The sequence below is a fragment of the Coleofasciculus sp. C1-SOL-03 genome (assembly GCF_040220555.1).
GTDB lineage: Bacteria > Cyanobacteriota > Cyanobacteriia > Cyanobacteriales > Coleofasciculaceae > Coleofasciculus.
The window spans coordinates 1-20,899 of the sequence record NZ_JAVJUO010000053.1; the positions used below are offsets into that span (position 1 = coordinate 1).

Annotated in this window: 16 protein-coding genes and 2 pseudogenes; 12 read left to right on the forward strand and 6 right to left on the reverse strand. The window is 43.8% G+C overall.

Annotation, left to right across the window (positions count from 1 at the left end; genetic code table 11):
- Together RIE73_RS07650 and RIE73_RS07655 are read left to right on the forward strand one after the other, a co-directional pair.
- The coding region (locus tag RIE73_RS07650) for a M10 family metallopeptidase C-terminal domain-containing protein (RefSeq protein ID WP_446400626.1) at positions 1–982 on the forward strand (982 nt) is incomplete at its 5' end.
- Positions 983–1,216: 234 nt separating this feature from the next.
- Positions 1,217–5,548: an amino acid adenylation domain-containing protein gene (locus RIE73_RS07655; RefSeq protein ID WP_446400627.1), complete on the forward strand. Its 4,332-nt coding sequence runs from the start codon at positions 1,217–1,219 to the stop codon at positions 5,546–5,548.
- Between the two features lie 237 nt (positions 5,549–5,785).
- Here RIE73_RS07655 and RIE73_RS07660 read toward each other — a convergent pair whose 3' ends face one another.
- The 5 genes from RIE73_RS07660 to RIE73_RS07680 form a co-directional block, all read right to left on the reverse strand.
- Positions 5,786–6,547, reverse strand: coding sequence for a DUF4276 family protein (locus tag RIE73_RS07660; RefSeq protein WP_446400628.1), 762 nt, complete (start codon positions 6,545–6,547; stop codon positions 5,786–5,788).
- The gene (locus RIE73_RS07665; protein WP_446400629.1) at positions 6,547–7,737 is read right to left on the reverse strand and encodes an AAA family ATPase; all 1,191 of its coding nucleotides are present in this window, start codon (positions 7,735–7,737) and stop codon (positions 6,547–6,549) included. Before RIE73_RS07665 ends, RIE73_RS07660 begins: the two co-directional genes overlap by 1 nt.
- Before the next feature lie 53 nt (positions 7,738–7,790).
- Positions 7,791–8,894 (reverse strand): ABC transporter ATP-binding protein, encoded by a 1,104-nt coding sequence (locus tag RIE73_RS07670; RefSeq protein ID WP_446400630.1) that lies wholly within the window; start codon positions 8,892–8,894, stop codon positions 7,791–7,793.
- Between the two features lie 128 nt (positions 8,895–9,022).
- Positions 9,023–9,925, reverse strand: a complete 903-nt coding sequence (locus RIE73_RS07675; RefSeq protein ID WP_446400631.1) for a carbohydrate ABC transporter permease — start codon at positions 9,923–9,925, stop codon at positions 9,023–9,025.
- Positions 9,922–10,899 carry a carbohydrate ABC transporter permease gene (locus tag RIE73_RS07680; RefSeq protein WP_446400632.1) on the reverse strand — a complete coding sequence of 326 codons (978 nt, stop codon included), beginning with the start codon at positions 10,897–10,899 and terminating at the stop codon, positions 9,922–9,924. Before RIE73_RS07680 ends, RIE73_RS07675 begins: the two co-directional genes overlap by 4 nt.
- 229 nt (positions 10,900–11,128) lie before the next feature.
- On the opposite strand from RIE73_RS07680, the gene RIE73_RS07685 reads away from it, so the two are divergent.
- From RIE73_RS07685 to pyk, 7 genes and pseudogenes are all read left to right on the forward strand, one after another.
- Entirely contained in the window at positions 11,129–11,446 is a 318-nt protein-coding gene (locus tag RIE73_RS07685; RefSeq protein WP_446400633.1) for a hypothetical protein, read from the forward strand.
- Positions 11,443–11,811 carry an aspartyl protease gene (locus RIE73_RS07690; RefSeq protein WP_446400634.1) on the forward strand — a complete coding sequence of 123 codons (369 nt, stop codon included), beginning with the start codon at positions 11,443–11,445 and terminating at the stop codon, positions 11,809–11,811. Before RIE73_RS07685 ends, RIE73_RS07690 begins: the two co-directional genes overlap by 4 nt.
- Positions 11,812–12,181: 370 nt before the next feature.
- Positions 12,182–13,087, forward strand: a complete 906-nt coding sequence (locus RIE73_RS07695) for a protein rep (RefSeq protein WP_446400635.1) — start codon at positions 12,182–12,184, stop codon at positions 13,085–13,087.
- A gap of 727 nt (positions 13,088–13,814) precedes the next feature.
- Positions 13,815–14,231 (forward strand): annotated as a pseudogene (locus RIE73_RS07700) (element excision factor XisH family protein).
- On the forward strand, positions 14,219–14,548 hold the full coding sequence (locus RIE73_RS07705; RefSeq protein WP_446400636.1) for an element excision factor XisI family protein: 330 nt from the start codon (positions 14,219–14,221) through the stop codon (positions 14,546–14,548). Before RIE73_RS07700 ends, RIE73_RS07705 begins: the two are co-directional and overlap by 13 nt.
- A 303-nt stretch (positions 14,549–14,851) precedes the next feature.
- Positions 14,852–16,132 (forward strand): M16 family metallopeptidase, encoded by a 1,281-nt coding sequence (locus RIE73_RS07710; protein ID WP_446400637.1) that lies wholly within the window; start codon positions 14,852–14,854, stop codon positions 16,130–16,132.
- Positions 16,133–16,208: 76 nt separating this feature from the next.
- The gene (gene pyk, locus RIE73_RS07715) at positions 16,209–17,639 is read left to right on the forward strand and encodes a pyruvate kinase (RefSeq protein ID WP_446400638.1); all 1,431 of its coding nucleotides are present in this window, start codon (positions 16,209–16,211) and stop codon (positions 17,637–17,639) included.
- 126 nt (positions 17,640–17,765) lie between these two features.
- Here the strand turns inward: pyk and RIE73_RS07720 are convergent, their stop codons facing one another.
- Positions 17,766–18,170 (reverse strand): DUF6335 family protein, encoded by a 405-nt coding sequence (locus tag RIE73_RS07720; protein WP_446400639.1) that lies wholly within the window; start codon positions 18,168–18,170, stop codon positions 17,766–17,768.
- Positions 18,171–18,402: 232 nt separating this feature from the next.
- On the opposite strand from RIE73_RS07720, the gene RIE73_RS07725 reads away from it, so the two are divergent.
- The 3 genes and pseudogenes from RIE73_RS07725 to RIE73_RS07735 form a co-directional block, all read left to right on the forward strand.
- Positions 18,403–19,497 (forward strand): DJ-1/PfpI/YhbO family deglycase/protease, encoded by a 1,095-nt coding sequence (locus RIE73_RS07725; RefSeq protein ID WP_446400640.1) that lies wholly within the window; start codon positions 18,403–18,405, stop codon positions 19,495–19,497.
- Between the two features lie 173 nt (positions 19,498–19,670).
- Positions 19,671–20,531: an SDR family NAD(P)-dependent oxidoreductase gene (locus RIE73_RS07730; RefSeq protein ID WP_446400641.1), complete on the forward strand. Its 861-nt coding sequence runs from the start codon at positions 19,671–19,673 to the stop codon at positions 20,529–20,531.
- Between the two features lie 118 nt (positions 20,532–20,649).
- Positions 20,650–20,899 (forward strand): annotated as a pseudogene (locus RIE73_RS07735) (hypothetical protein); the annotation flags it as partial.

Genomic DNA, 20,899 nt, shown 5'->3' on the forward strand with positions numbered 1-20,899 from the left:
TTCTGCCTACACCCATGGCAGCAATGACTCCTTTAAGCTGAAGAAACTGGATGTTTCCGTCACCGAAACCAGTTTTGGGGAATATCAAAATGTGGCGACAGTTCAAGCCGATACCGTCAGCGACAGTGATACCAGTGGCTACGTGAATCCTACTGATACCGCTTCCACATCAGCACATATCCTGATTGAAGCTGAGGATATGCACCTAAATGATTACCAAACTGAGCATGAGAACTTCGCTTCTGGTGGCGAACTGATTAAGCTGTCTGATCATAGTGGTTATGCCAGTACCACCTTTGATGGTGAAACCGGAACTTATAATGTGATTGTCGGTTATTACGACGAAAACGATGGTCAAGCTGATGCCAAAGTGAAAATTGGTGGCGATGTTCTAGACTATTGGACATTTGACCAAGACTTAGCCTCTCATCTGGCTTCGCCTGACAACTTTGTCACCCGCCAAGTGGGGAATGATGTTCACATCGAAAACGGTGACACCATCAAGTTATTCGGGTGGGAAGATGGCAATGAGTATGCCCGATTTGACTATATCAAGTTGGTCAATACAGATGCAGCGACGAACGCAGCCGCAGCGGATGAAATTACCGGAACATCTGGTGTTGATCAACTGGTGGGTACGGATGCTGATGAGACGCTGGTGGGTTACGCTAGCTGGGATCTTTTAACCGGAGGTGGCGGTGCTGACAAATTTGTCTTCACCAGTCTCAACGATCGCCGTGATCAGATTACTGACTTTGAAGTCGGTGCTGATGTCATTGATGTGAGTCAAGTTCTTGATGCAATTGGCTATGTCGGCAATGATCCGATCAGCGATGGTTATGTACAACTTGGCTCCAATTCCTACGGTGCAGTTGTCAGCGTTGATCAAGATGGTTTTGGTGATGATTATGATCCGGTAGCTCTAGTTGAGATGGCAAATGCTAATGTCAACAGCTTGTCTGCTAGCCACTTCATTTTCTAATTCCTAGGGGATAGGGAATGCTTGTCCTGAACCAATGACATGGGTGAGGCAAGGCTAATGCTTTGTCTTACCTATTCCGATCAAACGCTATCGGAATGATCAAATTGACTAGCCTACCATTTTTGAGTAAAATTAAAGCAATAGCTATTACGAACCAGGTTTAAACTCAAGTTATTTATGTCAAACAAATGCGAAAAAACTTGAGTTTTAACGCACTATATCAATGAAATAAAAATGAATAGTCCACTCTCACTACCTGAATTTAAACACCATAAATTGCTGCAAAAATGGACAACCACACAAACGGACTATCCTTACAATTCTACCATTCATGACTTATTTCAACGCCAAGCAGCAAAAAGTCCTGATGCCATTGCGATCGCGTACCAGAATCAGCAGCTTACCTACCAGGAACTTGAGCAACAATCTAATCAACTTGCCCAGTATTTACAAAGTCTTGGCGTAACCACAGAAACCCTAGTTAGCTTTTATTTAGAACGGTCTCCAGAATTAATTATTACAATCTTAGCCATTCTCAAAGCAGGTGGCGCTTATTTACCCTTAGAACCCTCCACCCCACCCCAGCGGTTAAACACAATCTTAGCGGATGCCCAAGCCCCTATTTTAATTACACAAAAAAATAAAATAACCGCTCTGCCAAAACTCCCAGACTCCCTGCATCTCCTAGGTCTGGACGATTATTTCAATTCAACAACATCTTCTCCTCCTGTTCCACCAACCCATCACGTTAATAGTCACAATTTAGCTTATGTGATGTACACATCCGGTTCCACGGGTAAACCAAAAGGCGTTTGTGTACCCCATCGCGGCGTAGTTCGGCTGGTCAAAAATACCAATTATGCCCACTTTGGTGCCGATGAAGTCGTGTTACAACTAGCTTCTATCGCCTTTGATGCGGCAACCTTTGAAATTTGGGGAGCTTTACTCAATGGCGGTAAACTGGTTTTGATGCCCGCGAAGATACCCTCTTTGCAAGAAATTGGTACTGCTATTCAACAACACAAAATCACCACATTATGGTTAACCGCTGGCTTATTTCATTTAATGGTTGAGGAACAGATAGAAGCCCTTAAACCCTTACGGCAACTCTTAGCAGGTGGTGATGTTTTATCAGTTCCCCATGTCAAAAAAGTCTTAACTGAGTTACCCGATTGTCAATTAATTAATGGCTACGGACCCACCGAAAACACCACCTTTACCTGTTGTCATCAAATTACACTAAAAGACACCACAAAACCCTCTATTCCTATCGGGCGTCCGATTGCCAATACCCAAGTCTATATTCTCAATCCTAACTTACAACAGGTTCCCATTGGTCATCCCGGAGAATTATACATTGGCGGCGATGGATTAGCCCGGGGTTATCTGAATCAACCCGATTTAACCCAAAAGCGGTTTATTGCCAATCCCTTTAGTCATGATCCGAACGCTCGTTTGTATAAAACAGGAGATAAAGTTCGTTGGCGAGACGATGGCGTAATTGAGTTTTTAGGACGATTTGATTTCCAAGTTAAAATTCGTGGATTTCGCGTTGAATTAGCAGAAATTGAGGCAGTTTTACAGAACTATCCGAATGTGCGGAATGTTGTGGTTTTAGCCAGGGAAGATACACCTGGGGATAAGCGTTTAGTGGCGTATCTTGTCCCCGAAAAAAATCATCTGGAATTAAATCCGGAGCCAATCAAATCCTTTCTGCTCAAAAAACTGCCCAGTTACATGATTCCATCAGCCTTTATTGTTTTAGATCAATTCCCCTTAAATATTAATGGTAAGGTAGATCGACGAGCCTTACCGAAACCTGATCAGAGTTTAGGGTCAAATCGCCAATTAGTCAAGCCTTCTAATCCAACAGAACATCGGATGGCGGCAATCTGGCAAGAGGTTTTAGGTTTTGAAGTGGGCGTTAATGAAACCTTAACCGATTTAGGCGGAAATTCTTTACAAGCGACTCGCATTTTGTCTCGGATTCGAGATGCATTTGGCGTGGATATTCCGGTATCCGTGATGCTGCAAAACCGTGAATCCTCTGCAGCAACTGTTGCCAGTTTAGCCGAATATGTGACGCATCGCACTCTCCAGGATGATGTTAGCGAAATTCATCCGTTAAAGCCAATTAATCATGGTCATGATTTACCCTTAACCGTTTACCAAGAAAGAATCTGGTTATTGGCACAACGCGCCGAACAACACGCCATTTACAACTTACCCATGGTGTTCCGTCTTCAGGGGACGCTGAATATTACACTATTGGAAAAAGCGATTAATCAGGTGATCAAACGCCATGAATCTCTACGCACTATTTTTTCGGTGGTGAATGGATTACCCAGACAACACATTCTCCCTGAACTCAAGATTAAGATTGCTGTTGTAGATGTGAACACTGAACAGTTGAGTCAAGCCGAGGAAGAACAACATATTCAAACCTTAATTAATCAAGAAGCCAGCCACGCCTTTAATCTGCAAGCCGATCCTCTGATTCGGGTTAAATTATTCCAATTGCGAACAGATGATTCTATTTTAATGATGACTTGCCATCACATTATCAGTGATGGTTGGTCGTTGGGCGTCTTATTAAATGAAATTTCGCTATTCTATACTCATTTTGTCCAAGAACGTCAATTAGACTTACCAGAAATTCAGGTGAATTATGGTGATTTCACCCTATGGCATCAACAACGACAACGAGACACTGAAACCGCACTCCTCAACTATTGGACGAATCAACTTACGGGTGTTTTACCTTTGTTAAACTTACCCACAGATCATCCTCGTCCTGCTAGACAAACATTTAAAGGAACGATTCAATATTTTCACATTAACCAAGACGTCAGGAATCAAATTGAGGCGTTCAGTCAAGCTCATGGCGCTACCCTATTTATGGTGCTAATCGCTGTGTTCCAAATTTTACTTCATCGTTATAGTCATCAAGACGATATTGTGATTGGCTCTCCAATTGCTAGCCGCAACTATAGCAGCTTAGAAAATTTAGTTGGTTGCTTTGCCAATATTATTCCGTTAAGGACTCAGATCAATAACAATCCGTCTTTCCGGGAATTCCTGGCACAGGTCAAAAAGGTATCATTAGAGGGGTATACCTATCTAGATTTTCCGGCGGAGAAGGTGTTATCAAACTTTAAATATAAACGAAATCTTAGTTATTATCCCTGGTTTCAGGTGGTTTTCATTTTGCTGAATGTTCCTCAGCGTGATCTTGAATTACCTGGACTTAAAATTACTGATAAAAGGTTCAATAAAGGAGCGGCGATTTGCGATTTGGTTTTTTTAGTTGAGCCGAAAGCGCAAGGATTAAAATGCTCAATTGAATATAATACGGCTCTGTATAACGATCAGACAATTACTCGTTTGATTGGACATTTTCAACAATTACTCCAGGAAATTATTACCCATCCCGAACAACCGATTAAACAGTTGCCTCTGTTAACCGAAGCTGAAGCAAGTCAACTATTACCAAGTCCAAGTGCTGACGAAGCGTTATCTGTACCCAATACTGCTGGCAGCAAACATCAGTTTGTTGAACCGCGCAATGAATTAGAACGGCAACTCCAGAACATCTGGGAAACTGTTTTTCATCTTAAACCTATTGGTATTCGTGATAACTTCTTTGAATTAGGCGGGCATTCTTTGCTCGGACTACGACTATTTAGTAAAATTCAACAACAGACAGGTCAAGATCTTCCGGTGACGACAGTATTTGAAGCCCCAACGATTGAAGAATTAGCTAAGATATTACAGACGGAACAAGAGATTGTTCCTGAATCCTCAGTTGTTACAATTAACCCCAACGGAAATAAACCGCCTTTATTTTTTGTTAATTCGATCAACTATGCCTGGAAGCTTAGCTCATATTTTCCCAAAGATCAACCCGTTTATTGTGTTAATATTTTTGAAGTTATCGACTATTTGACACAAAATTTTTCTCAATTTACGCTCAACGATATTGCTCAGAAGTTTATCGAAGACATGCGCCAAATTCAACCTCAAGGTCCTTATTCTTTAGTGGCATATTGTAATGATTCTTATTTAGCCTTTGAAATTGCTCAACAACTTTATGATCAAGGTGATCAGGTAAATTTCTTAGGGTTAATTGATGCGATATGGGGAATTGAGCAAGTTGGGTTCAATTTTCACTATCAGAATTTGCGTGAATTAGGATTAAGTTATTTGTTTCAGAAAATCAGATATCAAAGAAAATTATTTTGTTTAATTGAGAGGATACGATTGAATCTCAAAAAAGCTCTAAGTAAATTATATTCACGTTTAGACACGCCCATACCGCGTCGGCTAAAAGCAAACGAGGTTCTGGAACAGTTTAGACAAGCGACGAATAATTACATACCCCAAGCTTATCCAGGTAAAATCAATCTCTTTATTTCCAGTGAGTTAAGAAACTTGAGCCATGAAATGTTTAGCAATTTAGCTAGGGCAGGTTTAGACGTTCAAGAGATTCCAGGATATCATAATAGTTTTTTGCAGTCACCTCAAATTGAACGACTTGCCGAAAAATTGCAAACGTATTTAACCTGAATGATACTGACGCATAAGCTGGTGGACAATCCCCACCCTACGGTAGATCAAGGGTTTCGGTGATATGGATGATCCAGAATTCATTGTAGGGGTATCCCCCTGGCATCAATTACAGCACTTTTGGTAGTAAGTTAGGTACACAGACAGATCCCCGACTTCTTGGAGAAGTCGGGGATCTTGCTTAGAATCCCTCCAGTGGAGTTGGGTCGCCCTTTACTCAATCGAGGATATTAGGGTTCATTGATCAGTATAATCGAGTTGCGATCGCGTGATATCAAATACTTTCCCATTAAGAAGTTGATACTGATCACTCAACGGTTGTCCCATACATAAAACAGACCATTTGAATAGAGTTCTTAGAGATTTACAGGTATCCGGACAAGACAAAACATGTTCGACATTAAGCCGCTGAAGTATCTTCCCACCATGTTCCTTTTCCTTGAAATTAGGATATAGGTTTCCGAGATAATTTTTAGGATGACGAATATCTTCCACATCCCCTTGATAATCAGCTAAAGATGTTCCTAGGACGGCGTTAATGGCATTGGCATCAGCTAAATAGTAAGCTTCTAGCATATTCACCAAAAAATGAACAGAAGCGTGAGTTCTTTGGGTCGCCGGAAGCGTATCAAGGATTTCTCGGTATCGCTCAAAAACCTGTTGTGCTTGTTGCCTACGATCATGCTCTAGGTCATCCACCATGATGACATAAGTATCTGGTCTGTTTAAATGTTTTCTCGCTTCCCAGGCAATTTGTTGAATATATTTATCCGGAATTCCCTTATTCGTTCCAGTAGCTTTAAGTTTTTTCTTCTTTTTCTGTGAATAGTCGGGCGGAAGTTGAGGAACACGGCGCAGGACTTTAAACGTACACCAACCCGATTCCATTAGAGATTTAAATAATTTAGGCAGATGTTCGGCTTCTGTTTCGCCTGTAACCAGCAATCCGAATTGAAAATAATGATATTTTTGACTATCCGTATTAGTTCTACTACTCATCACCTCTCCTCCTCAAATGGAGACTTACTTTGAGGTGCAATCATCTCAGCCATATACAGCGAACCCGTAGCATAGTCTTCTAGCAAATCTTGGATAGCTTCTATCTCACTGACCCGTTTGATCACCGTTTTTCCTTGCCCGTCAAGTTCCGCTGCTAATATATTCGTTGGCTCAAACTGACTGATCAAAACAGGAGAATGCGTCGCTATAAAAACCTGCTTATTCCATTCTTGGGTCGCCAGTTTCACCGCTTTAGCTAAAACCGCTAATGCCCAAGGATGAAGGGATAGTTCCGGTTCATCGAGTAAAATTAATGAATATCGGTTTGACCCTTCAGAAAACAAGGCGGTGAGATTAATCAGCATCTGAAGATGACCATCGGATACCCCTGATGCTCGAATTAAACCTTGACGCCTTTCATCTAAAAAATTCGTATAAACTGTATATCGACCTGTTTGCTCAAAGGCTAAACCATTGAACGACGGAAAACTTTCTTTCATGAAATGAATTATCGTGTCATATCGGTCATCAACCACTCGCCGATCATGTAAATTTCGCAAGACTGACCATAAATTTTCACACCGATCCTGTAATCTATCACCATAATCTGATTCCGAACCCAATCGTTTTAGTTTAAATAGAGACGCAGAACGGGAGTCATAGCGATGGACAAGGCGCAGTAAATTTTCAATATCAGCCGCCGCTGATGCACTATCTTCCCAGTCTACATACCGCGTTAAAGCCAGTTTTTCGGGATCTTTGAGAGAAATGTATTGGGATTGTCCTCGCCCCACCTGATAAAAAGACGCTTTATCACTTCCTATTTTGCGGTCAATTAAACAAATATTGTCATCAGTTGTATACAACTGTTCTCCGACAAAGGGTTCTATCCTCCCCGATGAATAACCAAACGTAATTTGATAGGTAGCGGATTGAGTTTGAATAGTAATCGATATCGTTTCTCCATCCTCAGCACCATCCCACAGTAAACCAATACCATGATCTCTATCAGAAGCCGCTAAGGACACTCCCCGAATTGCACAGTCTCGAACAAACCAGATTGTATCGAGAAACGTTGATTTTCCTGCTCCATTGGGTCCAAATAAAACGTTGAGGGGATTGGTGGTAATGGGAACATTCGCCAGACAGCGAAAATTGTTGATTTGGAGATTGACCAATGGATTAGACATAATCAGTTTTTGCCTCTATACAGACGTTCCACCCTGTTCAAGGGAACCGAGAATCAGGTAATCGCTTGTTGGCTGTGCTTGTCAAACAGGTGAAACTGAGACCGATCAAACACCACACTAATTGATTGTCCCACACTCATGCGCGATCGCGGATCAACTCTGGCAATAAATTCGTGATTGCTTGGCGTTGTCAGATAGACAATGATTTCATTCCCCATCATTTCCGTAACGGATACAGTCGCTTTGATAGAAGCTGGACGAATATCTGGGGGAATATAGTCAGGATCATGAATATTTTCTGGGCGAATGCCAAAGATAACTTCTTCTCCTGAATAATGTTGATAAAACAGGGCTTTTTCTGGAGGTATCTGGAGTTCAAATGAATCTGTTTTTACATACAGTTTCTCATCTTTACTAATTAATTTAGCATCAAAAAAATTCATTGCTGGAGATCCAATAAAACCCGCAACAAAGACATTATTCGGATAATTGTACAGCTTTTCTGGGGTGTCAATTTGCTGCAAGACGCCATGATTCATCACCGCAATCCGGCTGCCCATGGTCATCGCTTCCACTTGATCATGGGTGACATAAATAAACGTAGTGCCTAATTCGTGATGCAATTTATTAATTTCTGCCCGCGCCTGTACCCGTAATTTCGCATCTAAATTAGATAAAGGTTCATCCATTAAAAATACAGCCGGATTACGCACAATAGCGCGACCCACCGCCACTCGCTGGCGTTGTCCTCCGGAGAGTTCTTTGGGTTTGCGGGATAGTAAATGGTCAATTCCTAATTGCTTGGCGGCACTTTCAACACGGGTTTTAATTTCGCCTTTCCGCTTCCCTTGTAACTCCAGGCTAAATGCCATATTTTCATAGACGGACATGTGAGGATATAGGGCATAAGATTGGAAAACCATGGCAATATCCCGGTCTTTGGGTGGAATCTCATTGACTCGCTTATCGCCAATATAAATACTACCTTGGGTGATATCCTCAAGTCCCGCCAGCATCCGTAAGGAGGTGGTTTTTCCGCAGCCAGAGGGACCGACAAAGACGAGAAATTCACCATCGTCAATGGTCAGATTTAAATCATTGACCGCGATAAAATCATCAAATTTTTTATTGACGCCTTCAAAAACAACACTAGCCATTTTAGAATCTGAATTGGTATGGTAATTTAGCTGTAGAGACCCCAAGTGTAAGTAGGTGGACTTTCATTAAAGCAAGCTACGTCATACTCGCGCAAGCGAAACTAACAAAGGACAAATGACAAATAACATTACCCTTTAACCGAACCTGCCAAAATCCCCCGGACAAAATACCGTTGTAGGGCAAAAAACACAATTAGGGGTATAATCATGGTGACAAATGCCCCGGCTGTCAGTAAATGCCATGCTTCGCCGCGAGAACCCACCAACGTGGTTAAACGCATGGTTAATGGGGCGACATCCGGCGTTCCGCCCAGATAGACTAAGGCGACTAATAAATCATTCCATACCCATAAAAATTGGAACACAGCAAAGGATGCGATCGCGGGCAGGGAAAGGGGTACAATTAAGCGTGTAAATGTGGTCAAATGCGACGCCCCATCCACCGCCGCCGCTTCGATTAAATCTTTGGGTAGGGAACCGATATAATTCCGGAGTAAATAAATCCCCAACGGCATCCCATACCCGGTATGGGCTAACCACACCCCTAAAAACGAACCCGATAATCCCAAATGATTATAGGATCGCAGTACCGGAATTAGCGTCATCTGTAAGGGAACAACCAGCAACGCCACGACTAAAATAAATAACACCTGACGCCCTGGAAACTGCATCCAAGAAAATGCATAAGCCGCAAACGTGGCGATAGCGATGGGAATAACTGTAGCGGGAATGGCAATGGTAAAGCTATTTAGAAACGCTTGTCCCATTCCTTCCGCCGTCAAAACATCGATATAATTTCCTAACTGATATTGGGTGAAATCAAAGGGATGTTGAAACACCATCCACCAGCCACTTTCCAATAAATCATCCTTCGGGCGTAGGGAACTGATCAATAAGCCAACGGTGGGTAATGTCCAAATTAAGGAAATGACGATTAAACTTAGATGAACCGGAAGGCTATTAAAGGCATTTTGTAACTGATGAGACAGATGTTTCACAGAATTTGATTTACGGCGACGTTTAGATTTCATCGGCTTGTTTCTTGCTGACGGAAGCGGCGGATATTCACGACCATAATTGGTACAATTGCCAGTAATAAGATAACCGCGATCGCACTCCCCCTGCCATAGTCGCGATAGTTAAACATTTCTTTAATCATCCGTGAGGCAATTACTTCGGTGCCTTGATTCCCCGCCGTCATTACAAAGACAATATCAAACACCTTAAGCACCATAATCACCACCGTCGTTGTCACCACCGCTAAGGTGGAACGAATCATCGGGATGGTAATCCGCCAGAAAATTTGCACCTCACTCGCGCCATCCATGCGGGCGGCTTCGATAATATCTTTGGGAATTCCTTTAACGGCGGCGGAAAGCAGCACCAGACAGAAACCCGTTTGCAACCATATCATAATCGCAATTAGGGCAAAATTGTTAATCGAACGTTCCACTAACCACCCCACAGGTTCAAATCCCAGGCTGGTGATGATACCATTTAGTAAGCCAATTTGCGCTGATCCGGCGGGGCGAAAGGCATAAACAAACCGCCAAATCACACTCGCGCCGACAAAGGAAATTGCCATGGGTAGAAAGATTAGCGACTTGGCGAGGGGTTCATAGCGTACTTTATCCATGAGTACCGCCAGAATCAAGCCAAATCCAACACTAAACCCCGTTACCAGAACCAGCCATAACAGGTTATTGCGAAACGCCACCAGCATCGCCTCACTGGTAAACGCAAACTGATAATTCTCCCAGCCGACAAAATTTTGCGATCGCCGATCCAGAAAACTGATGTAAATTGTATTCAGTGTGGGTAGAATCAAATATGCCGTCAGCACCAGCAGGGCGGGGGCGAGATAAATCCAAGGCAGAATTCGCGATCGCCATTTATGAGGTAAGCTGTTGGCTAGGTAATTCATGGCATAAAATACGCCAAGTACACCGCCACAGCCAATAATTACGGCGATAATTACACTGAGAATTTTACTAAAAACTGACATAAGGTTTTACTTTGACTGGAGTAAACCGATACCGATCAATCCTGTTGCCATCATCTATAATAATCGTTCTCTCCTATCTGTCTCGTTTCCAGACGTAGCGTTGTAGAGACGTAGCGTTGTAGAGACGTAGCATGCTACGTCTCTACAACTAAGGCGGGGAGTGTCAATTCGGCTGGTTTACAGTCTTGTAAAATATTAGTATTCTCGCTATCCTCTAAGAATTAAACCGATGACTCACACCAAATCCGTTCATCCTCGTCGTCAAGGCAGAATATTTCCGGAATTTACGATACCCCCAGAGGAATTAGCCCGACGGGAAGCAGAAAAAAATGCCCGGATAAAGCGCTATCGAGAGATTTTCGCTCAAGTCAGTCCTCAACTTATCCAAGATCATTACAACTGGTTTATGATTATTGAGCCAAACAGTGGGGATTATTTTATTGATCCGGATGAAGACATAGCGATGCAAAAAGCGCGTCAAAAATACCCAAGCGGTATGGTGGGAATCATGCGCCTTAACGAAACCGGAACTTGTGGCAAGATATGATTTCAGGCAAGTTTGGTGAGATTGGTGAACTGATCTTTGAAATTGATTTAGTTGGCGCTGATGCAGAACGATACCCCATTGATGTGTTACTAGATACAGGCTTTACAACGGGCTACTTAGCGCTTGATACTCAAGATGTTCAAAGTTTGGGTTGGTCGATGATTGAAGGTGAACGTGCGATGCGAATGGTACAAGGGGAGGATTTTTTTGATGTATATGAAGGCAGGGTTTTCCTGGATGAAAGGGAATATATTATTCCAGTGTTAGCTGGAGCAAGTATTTCTGAACCGCTACTCGGTTTGCAGTGGTTGAAGATGCTACCACTGGCGGTGAATTTTGCAGCCGAAGTGTTGACGCTGGGGTGAATGGCGAAACGCGATCGCATTTGTAAAAATGAAGCAGCTATGAGCGCTTGTAGGGGCGAGTGTGAACCTTTAGATTCGGACATGATAATGAGGATGCTTTGCTTTACAAAAAGTAAGTTTTTATTAGGGGTGATTTGCTGGACATAATATTACTCAAAAGTTGGGTTTCCCAAAAAGCAAACCCACAAAACACGCGATCGCAACCTGGGAAGGGTTCACCTGGGGGAAAGGGCGCACGTCAGTGCGCCCCTACGGAGCTTTTATGGCGAAATTCCTGAATCGAGACTTTTGTCAGCAGTTTTTTTATGGATAATGTGTAATTCTAAAAAAGGACAACTAATTCAAAAATTATATATCCAGAGATTAACTTATGGCGCAGATAAATTTATCAAACCTGTCTCCCCATCACAACGTTTGGGAAAAACATCGAGCCAATGCCGATATTATCTCGGATTTTTACAGGCAAGGTCAAGGTAGCTTTAAGCGCTATGCTCATCGGATGCGTGATTGTGCTAAATTCCTGGAGTTTTGCCTAGTTCCAGAGTCAACGGAGGATTTGCTCGAATCTAAACTATCTTACGCCAGATTCTGCCGAGTGCGTCATTGTCCGATTTGTCAGTGGCGGCGAAGTCTGATGTGGAAAGCCAGGGCGTATAAGGTGATTCCTCAAGTTGTCGCCGATTATCCTAAATCCCGTTGGCTTTTTATCACGTTGACGGTTCAGAATTGTCCGTTGCAGGAATTGCGAACCACGTTAAATTGGATGAATCGAGGATTTAAGCGGTTGACGGAGTTAAAAGCGTGGCCCGCTAAGGGATGGGTTAAGTCGGTGGAAGTGACGAAAGGTAAGGATGGAGAATCAGCACATCCTCATTTCCATGTGTTAGCGATGGTGCCACCCTCCTATTTTAGTCATGGCTACATTGCCAAAGCCAAGTGGGGACAATTATGGCAAAAGTGTTTGCGAATCGATTATACACCTGTCCTCCATGTGAGTGCGATCGCGAAGAGTGATGACCCAATGGTGATTATCCCAGAAATCCTCAAGTATCAGGTGAAGGAATCAGACTTAGTGGCGAATCGAGAATGGTTTCTGGAGTTAACCCGCCAACTGCACCAAACCAGAGGTGTAGCTGTGGGTGGTGTTTTGAGGCAATATATGCGACAGATGGAGTTGGAACATAAACAGCGAATTAGTCAGGAGGGGGATGAGGTGGATGATGAGAATGTATCGTTTACGTGGAAGCGAGAGTTGGGGATGTACATAGCAGAGTAACAAGGGAGACAATCAGAAGGAATGCCAATGAAGGCATACAGGGGGTTTGGAGAGACGAGTTAAGTAGAAAACCTAACCCTCCAGCCATAGAACCAGAGGGTTAGGAATTAGACTGTTCGTCCCGATTGTCCAATAATTCGTAAAGGAACAAATAACCGGAATTCTCAAAGAAAGAATAGGCTTGCAAACCGACCAATGGAATTGCAAGAAGATAATAGATCACTTGCAGTACAAGCACCACTAGCTTTGCACGATCAATCAATTTATGCATGATAAACTCCTTAAATCCAGGTAAAATTCACTTTCATCTTCTGTGTAGCTCACGGCACATTGAATGGATAATCACAGAGGGTTAAACTGCGAAAGGAAAACCTGACGTAAAAATAATACGCCAGGTCATTACAGCGCTTGAATGCCGTAGAATAATCCTCAAAACTTTCACCTTTATTCTGGCGTTAGCCAGTTACTTCCCTTGAAAAAATGAAATAAAAGATATATAAAAAGCGATTGATGTAAGGAGTATAGGAATTAAAAATCGATAGAAATTGAGTAATAAAAGCGCAAAGGGTTGATCAGCGCGATCGCACTCTCAAAAGCATACCCATAAAATCTATACAGCGACTGGCTTAGAGTAATTCCGATATCCTAGTGGGAAATACCCAATAAGCCGAAATTCCTCACAAATTGCTATCAGGTTTTATAATTAACTACCAACTCAAATTTATTTATGCCATCCAAAGATTTATTTCATAAAACACTTAAAACCGCTCTCGAAAAAGATGCATGAACAATTACTGATGAGCATCTATTTATTCAAGTTGAAGACATTGATTTTTACATAGAGTTAACAGCAGAGAGAATCTTAGCAGCTGAAAAAACTGGTCAAAAGATAGCTGTAGAAGTAAAATCTTTTTTAGGAGCGTCAGATGTGACTGAGTTTCACACGGCACTAGGTCAATGTCTCAACTACCGTTCAGCCTTGAGATTGACTGAACCGGAGCGGACTTTGTATTTAGCCGTTCCGGTAGATGTTTATGATGAGTTTTTTAGTCGTAGATTTATTCAAAGAATTATTGGTGAATATCATCTCAAATTAATAATTTTCAACCCAGCGCGAGAGGAGATTGTGCAATGGAGAAACTGAATTACAAAGAAATTGTCCAAAGAGTTCTTGAAAATCACGTAAAAAATCGATCAAATAGTCATACAGAAGTAAAACTAATCTTTGATACGGAACGCGATCGCTATCAAGTCATTAATATTGGTTGGCAAGATTTAACGCGGATATTTGGTTGTATTATCTACGTGGAAATTAAAGATGGTAAAATTTGGATTGAACGGGATGGAACAGAAATCGGGGTGGCTAACGAATTAGTTGAAGCTGGAGTTCCTAAACAAGATATAGTTTTGGGGTTTAAAGCGCCGTATAAACGAAAATTTACTGAGTTTGCGGCTAATTGAAGGGGTAGTACTGTGATCCATACACCCGTTTATTGTAAGTATGGGTATAAGTTGTCAGGTTTCATGAATCATTGAGACTGATTTTACGACACTGGGAATTTGAGCAGATGCTGATATCGTAGCAACAGCTCATCTGGCAACAAGCAACAGGTAACAGGGAATACATTATTTAAATGCCTCTTACTTAAGAAATAAATCGCCAGTTCTATCAAATCGGGACGCATCAGTTGTATAGGAGATGGAATCTGACAAACCCATTAATATAGAGAGACATGGCACAACTGCAAAGCAAGCGAGTAACTGATGACTTCAACTCTGCTCAAAACTCCACCTCTAAATGCCCCAACTATTGAGACATTACCGAATGGTCTAACCATTGTGGCAGAGCAGATGCCTGTCGATGCGGTTAACCTGAATGTCTGGGTGAATGTGGGTTCCGCCGTTGAACCTGACCCGATTAACGGGATGGCACATTTTCTCGAACACATGGTCTTTAAGGGAACACCACGCTTGAACAGTGGCGAGTTTGAGCGGCTGATTGAAGAATGTGGTGCGGTGACGAATGCGGCAACCAGTCATGATTACACCCATTATTACATCACCACAGCCCCCAAGGATTTTGCCCAACTCGCACCCTTGCAACTGGATGTGGTGTTAAATCCCCTGATTCCCGATGACGCCTTTGAACGGGAACGGCTAGTGGTGTTAGAAGAAATTCGGCGTTCGGAAGATAGTCCCCGTCGCCGCACCTTTCGGCGGGCGTTAGAAACCAGCTTTGATTACCTCCCCTACCGTCGCCCGGTACTTGGACCGACTTCTGTGATTGAAAGCTTAACCGCTCAGCAGATGCGGGATTTTCACAGCACCTGGTATCAGCCCAAAACGATGACAGCCGTCGCCGTGGGTAATTTACCCGTGGACGAGTTGATTGAAACGGTGGCGCAGGGATTTGCTCAAGCTGGGGTTAAGCATGACTCTGAGTATACCTCCCGTCTTACCTATAAGCCAGAAGCGCCGTTTACGGATATTGTGCGCCAAGAGTATGTAGACTCGACATTACAGCAGGCGCGATTGGTCATGGTGTGGCGAGTACCAGGATTGAAGCAGTTGGAAAGTACTTATGCGTTAGATGTTTTAGCCGCTATCTTAGGACAGGGGCGGATGTCGCGGTTGGTGCGAGATTTGCGCGAAGACCATAAACTGGTGACTCATATTGGGGTGAGTAATATGACCCAGCAGCTACAGGGGGTGTTTTATATTTCCGCCCAACTTCCCACAGAGAACTTAGACATTGTGGAAGCGGCGATTGGGGAACATATTCGTCAGTTACAAACGGAAGTTGTCGAGGCGGCGGACATTGCCCGCATTCGCACCCAGGTGGCGAATCGCTTTACCTTTAGTAATGAGAAACCGAGCGATCGCACCAGTCAATATGGTTATTATCACTCGCAATTAGGAGATTTAACCCCAGCCTTAAATTATCCGGCTCGCATTCAAGCGGTCAATGCTCACGATATCCAACAGGCTGCCCAGGATTACCTGGCAACGGATGCTTATGGTATTGTGACCATGAAACCAGCGTGAATAGACAGGACGAGATAAATAGGATAATCGGGTACGGCATTGCCGTGTCCGTACCACAATTTAGGGATAATTGATAATGAAACCTCTAACCAATCGCACTAAAATCGTTGCTACCATTGGTCCTGCGAGTAATTCACCCGACATCCTGAAACAAATGGTGCAAGTGGGTATGAATGTAGCACGGTTAAACTTCTCTCATGGTAGCTATGATGACCATGCTCATACCATTTCCTTGCTACGGTCTATTTCTGAGGACTTAGATACACCGATTACGTTACTCCAAGACTTACAAGGACCGAAAATTCGAGTCGGAAAACTGCCTGATGCAGGACTGAACTTGGTTCAAGGAGAATCCATTTCCTTAGTTCCCGTTTCTGAATTTAATCATCAACCGAAAACGGTGGCTATCGACTATCCCCACCTGGCTCAAGAAGCGGAACCTGGAGTGCAGATTCTCCTGGATGATGGACTTTTAGAACTGCGGGTTGAGGACATTGAGGGCAATACCATTAAGTGTGAAGTTGTCGAAGGCGGGGTACTCAAAAGCCGTAAAGGGGTTAACCTGCCCGGATTGAGTCTAAATCGCCTACCCTCGATGACGGACAAAGACCAACACGATTTAGAATTTGGCATTGCTCAAAAGGTTGACTGGGTGTCCTTAAGCTTTGTTCGTTCGGCGGACGATATCCGTACTCTCAAAGGATTTCTCCAGCAACACAATGCCTCATCCCTACCCGTGATTGCCAAAATCGAAAAACCTCAAGCGATCGCGAACTTAGAAGCCATTATCAATGAGAGTGACGGAATCATGGTAGCACGGGGCGATTTGGGTGTGGAAATGAGTCCGGAAAAAGTGCCGTTTCTGCAAAAGAAAATTATTCGGATATGTAACCAAAAGGGGATTCCGGCAATCACAGCCACCCAAATGCTCGATAGTATGATTAATAATCCCCGTCCGACTCGTGCTGAAGCCAGTGATGTGGCGAATGCAATTATTGATGGCACAGATGCAGTGATGTTGTCTGGGGAGTCAGCCGTGGGTAAATATCCCCTGAAAGCGGTGACAATGCTAGCTCGTATTGCTACGGATGTGGAACCGGAAATTAAGTTTGTTAATTATCCCCCAGCCGCAACCAGTGAAACTCATGCCCTAAGTGAAGCACTCAACACGATTGATAAGATTCTAGATTTGCGCTGTATTGTGGCTTTCACGAGTACCGGTCACACCGCCAAACTAGCCGCCGCCGAGCGTCCACGCGCACCTGTGATTGCTCTGACTCCTAATCTAGAAGTGTACCATAACTTGAATTTAGTTTGGGGAGTAAAACCTCTGTTATTAGAGGAAGAAGTCGAGTCTTTTGAAAAGCTAGTTGAGCAAGCCCAAACTCAGTTATTAAAACGGAAATTAGTGGTCGCTGACGATAAGATTATGATCATCGCTGGGATTCCCACAAAAATATCCGGCGGGACGAACTTGCTCAAGATTCATACAATTAGCGATGATTAATCCTAACTAAATTCGAGTCAACTACGCCCGTTTTGATAGGGACAAGACAGAGGACAGAAGGATGACGAATGACAAATGACAAATGACCATCCCCGCCATTACGTTGAATTTGTTCCACCTACATTTTTAGTTCCCGTGTTGTGAATAATCTTCAGAAGATTTCGGATCTAACTCCCAACGCTGCTCATCTCGTTGTTCTAGCTTATCCGTAACTTGCACCGGTTCTTTTTGAGCGCCTTCAACGCCAACGGCTCGCTCCATCTCCTGGGTTACATTTTGATCGGGCGTGGGCGTTAAACCACCAACGGCTTCCTCGCCGCCTACTTTTGCCTGGTAGAGGTTGGCATCGACATCACCAGTGGTGGGTTCACCGCTTGCCATACGGTTTCTCGATTCTTCAATCAGCCTACCATCAGCCGTGTTGCGATCGCTCAGTCCGCGATAGGTCAGTTCAATTTCGTGGGTTTCCTGACTTTGGTCTGATTCTGATGCGGGCTTGGATTGGGATTGGTTAATCTTTTCAGGTTCCATATCTCCTTATATATTACTATCCGCACCCACAGTTTAACGTTTCGGGGACAACTCGGTTTATTACCCCAGAGCGAATCCTACTTTATTTCTTTTGGGGGATGACATCTCCCGGAGTCATTCCTAAGCTGAAATTGCATAATCAATAACTATCTGTTTAGTCGGTGGAATTTTCAGGGCGAGAAAAATTCTACCTTCTACCTTTGAGTAAGTTATAAAGTCGTTAACAACTCCAATGATGATAACCGATAATACACCCAAAAAAGTTGCCATTCTGATCGATCAGAAGTTTGAAGATTCCGAGTTTCAAATCCCGTATAAAGCGCTGCAACAAGCTGGCGCACAGGTTGTGGTGCTGGGTTCGCGCATGAATGACACCTATCACGGCAAACAAGGCAAAGTTTCGATTAAACCGGATGGTACAGTCACCGAAACCCGTCCAGACACCTTTGATGCCGTAATTATTCCCGGCGGGATGGCACCGGATACGATGCGAAATAATCCCAATGCCGTCCAATTTGTGCAAAAGGCGATGGAGTTGAATAAACTCGTCGCGGCGGTGTGCCATGGTCCGCAAGTGTTAATTGAAGCGGATGTACTTCAGGGTAAAAATGCCACCGGATTTCTCTCGATTCGCAAGGATATGACCAACGCGGGGGCGAACTATGTGGATGAACCCTTAGTCGTGGATGGGAATCTAATTACCTCTCGTCAACCCGGTGATTTGGCAATCTTTACTACCGCCATTCTCACCCGCTTGGGGTTAGGAATTCCGGATCAAGCCTTACCCGATGAAACAGATATGACGGCTCAATGGTGGCAATTGGCAGAAGCTTGGGGGGGAAATACCAAGCTGGATATTGTGAATGGATTGAATACTGCCTTAGCCGGGGAACGATATGGGCGAAAAGTGTTTGAGTATTATGCCCAAAAAGCCACTGATTTAGAGTTGCGATCGCTGCTGCAAGAAATTATGGAAAATAAGCAGCAACACATTATCATCCTGGAGAATCGCTTGAAAGATTTGCAGGCATTTGAATCGATTCCGGAAGTGGCGACAGATGCCTACGCTGCTTTACAAAATTGGCTGCAACCGAACGACAGTCTCTCCATTTTACGCCATGCTCTCGGTGACATTCAAACGGGTGTTGTCGATGCCTATAATCTGCGGAAACAATTCACCGATCCCACCTCAACGGTGCTGTTTACTCAGATTGAAACGGACTTGGCAGACTATGAACAGCGTTTAGCCGACCTTTATCACAATCGTCTGGGAGAACAAGAGGCGACACCTGCTGAACCGACTACCCTGGCGGCTGTTGGCGGTTAAGTCATGGGTCATTGGTCATGGGTCATGGGTCATGGGTCATTGGTCATTGGTCATTTGTCACTTACCAATTTCTGCAAAAAAGAAACCCTACCGCAGATAGATGTAGAGACCCTTGATTCCAGAAGACCTTAAAAAAGAACAGAGTAGAAATAATTGGGGAAGAGGTTTGGCTTGTGAGTAGACTCCTAGAGGGAAAAGTCGCCATTGTTACTGGTGCGGGAACGGGTATCGGGGAAGCGATCGCCCATAAGTTTGCCAAAGAAGGCGCTAAGGTTGTGGTTAACGGATTACCGGATGATCCAGTGGAGGAGGTAGCCAAAGCCATCAACGATTTTGGTGGGGAGGCGATCGCAGATCGAGGGGATGTCTCGGACATGAATCCCGCTCAAGCCTGTGTGGAAGCGACGATTAACCACTACGGGACGCTAGATATTTTGGTGAATAATGCTGGTGTCTTTCTGGCAACGGCGCCAACCCAAGAGTATCCGATAGAGGCATTTGATCAAACTCTGAAGATGAATCTGCGATCGGCATTCCTGATGACTAAGTATGCCCTACCTCATTTGCAAAAAAGCCGGGGTAACATTGTTTGTGCTGGTTCAGAAGCCGGATTTAATGGTGTGGCAAAAAATTCTCCCTACGGCGGAACCAAAGGCTGGATGCACGCTTTTGTTAAAGGGGTAGCTGTGGAACAAGCGAAGTATGGAGTGCGGGCAAACTGTTATTGTCCCGGTGCGATTGATACGGCTTGGACGCACCAAGAAACTGGTCCGATGGATGCCCAGATGGAGGAAACCCTGGTTATGGCGGCACCAATGGGACGACGGGGTACTCCGGAGGAAATTGCCAATGTTTGTGCGTTTCTGGCGTCGGAGCAAGCCAGCTATGTCACCGGAGCGCTTTGGCTGGTGGATGGGGGAGTAACGGTGGCTAAAGATGCCGTGGGTCAACAAACCCCCGAATCCCTGCGTCAACCTCCAGCCGGGGAACTGCGTCTGGATCACGAAAAAGAGGGGTTAACTAACAGTCCGTAAATATCTAGACAATTAGTGACATAACTGGACATTTTCTGTGATATAATCAGGCAATGTCTAGTTTAACCCCCAACAAGCAGCTACTCGACTTTGTGTGACGGTCTTGCACGTTGCACCGATGGGAACTCAACGGCTGGCTTATGATCTTCTCGGACAGCTGGTGGTCTGGAGTCGATATGATATTGTTGACTTAATTGGTAAATATAGTCCTCTTTGTCATAAGCACAAAAAAAATAGTGCAATAACCTCAGGAGGTAACCAAAAAGCGATGACCACGATAACTTATTGCAAAGGCTTGCCAACTCCTGCCGATGAACTTAACCCCATCGGTTTCACCGACTTGGAGATGTTTTTAACGTCATTGTCCG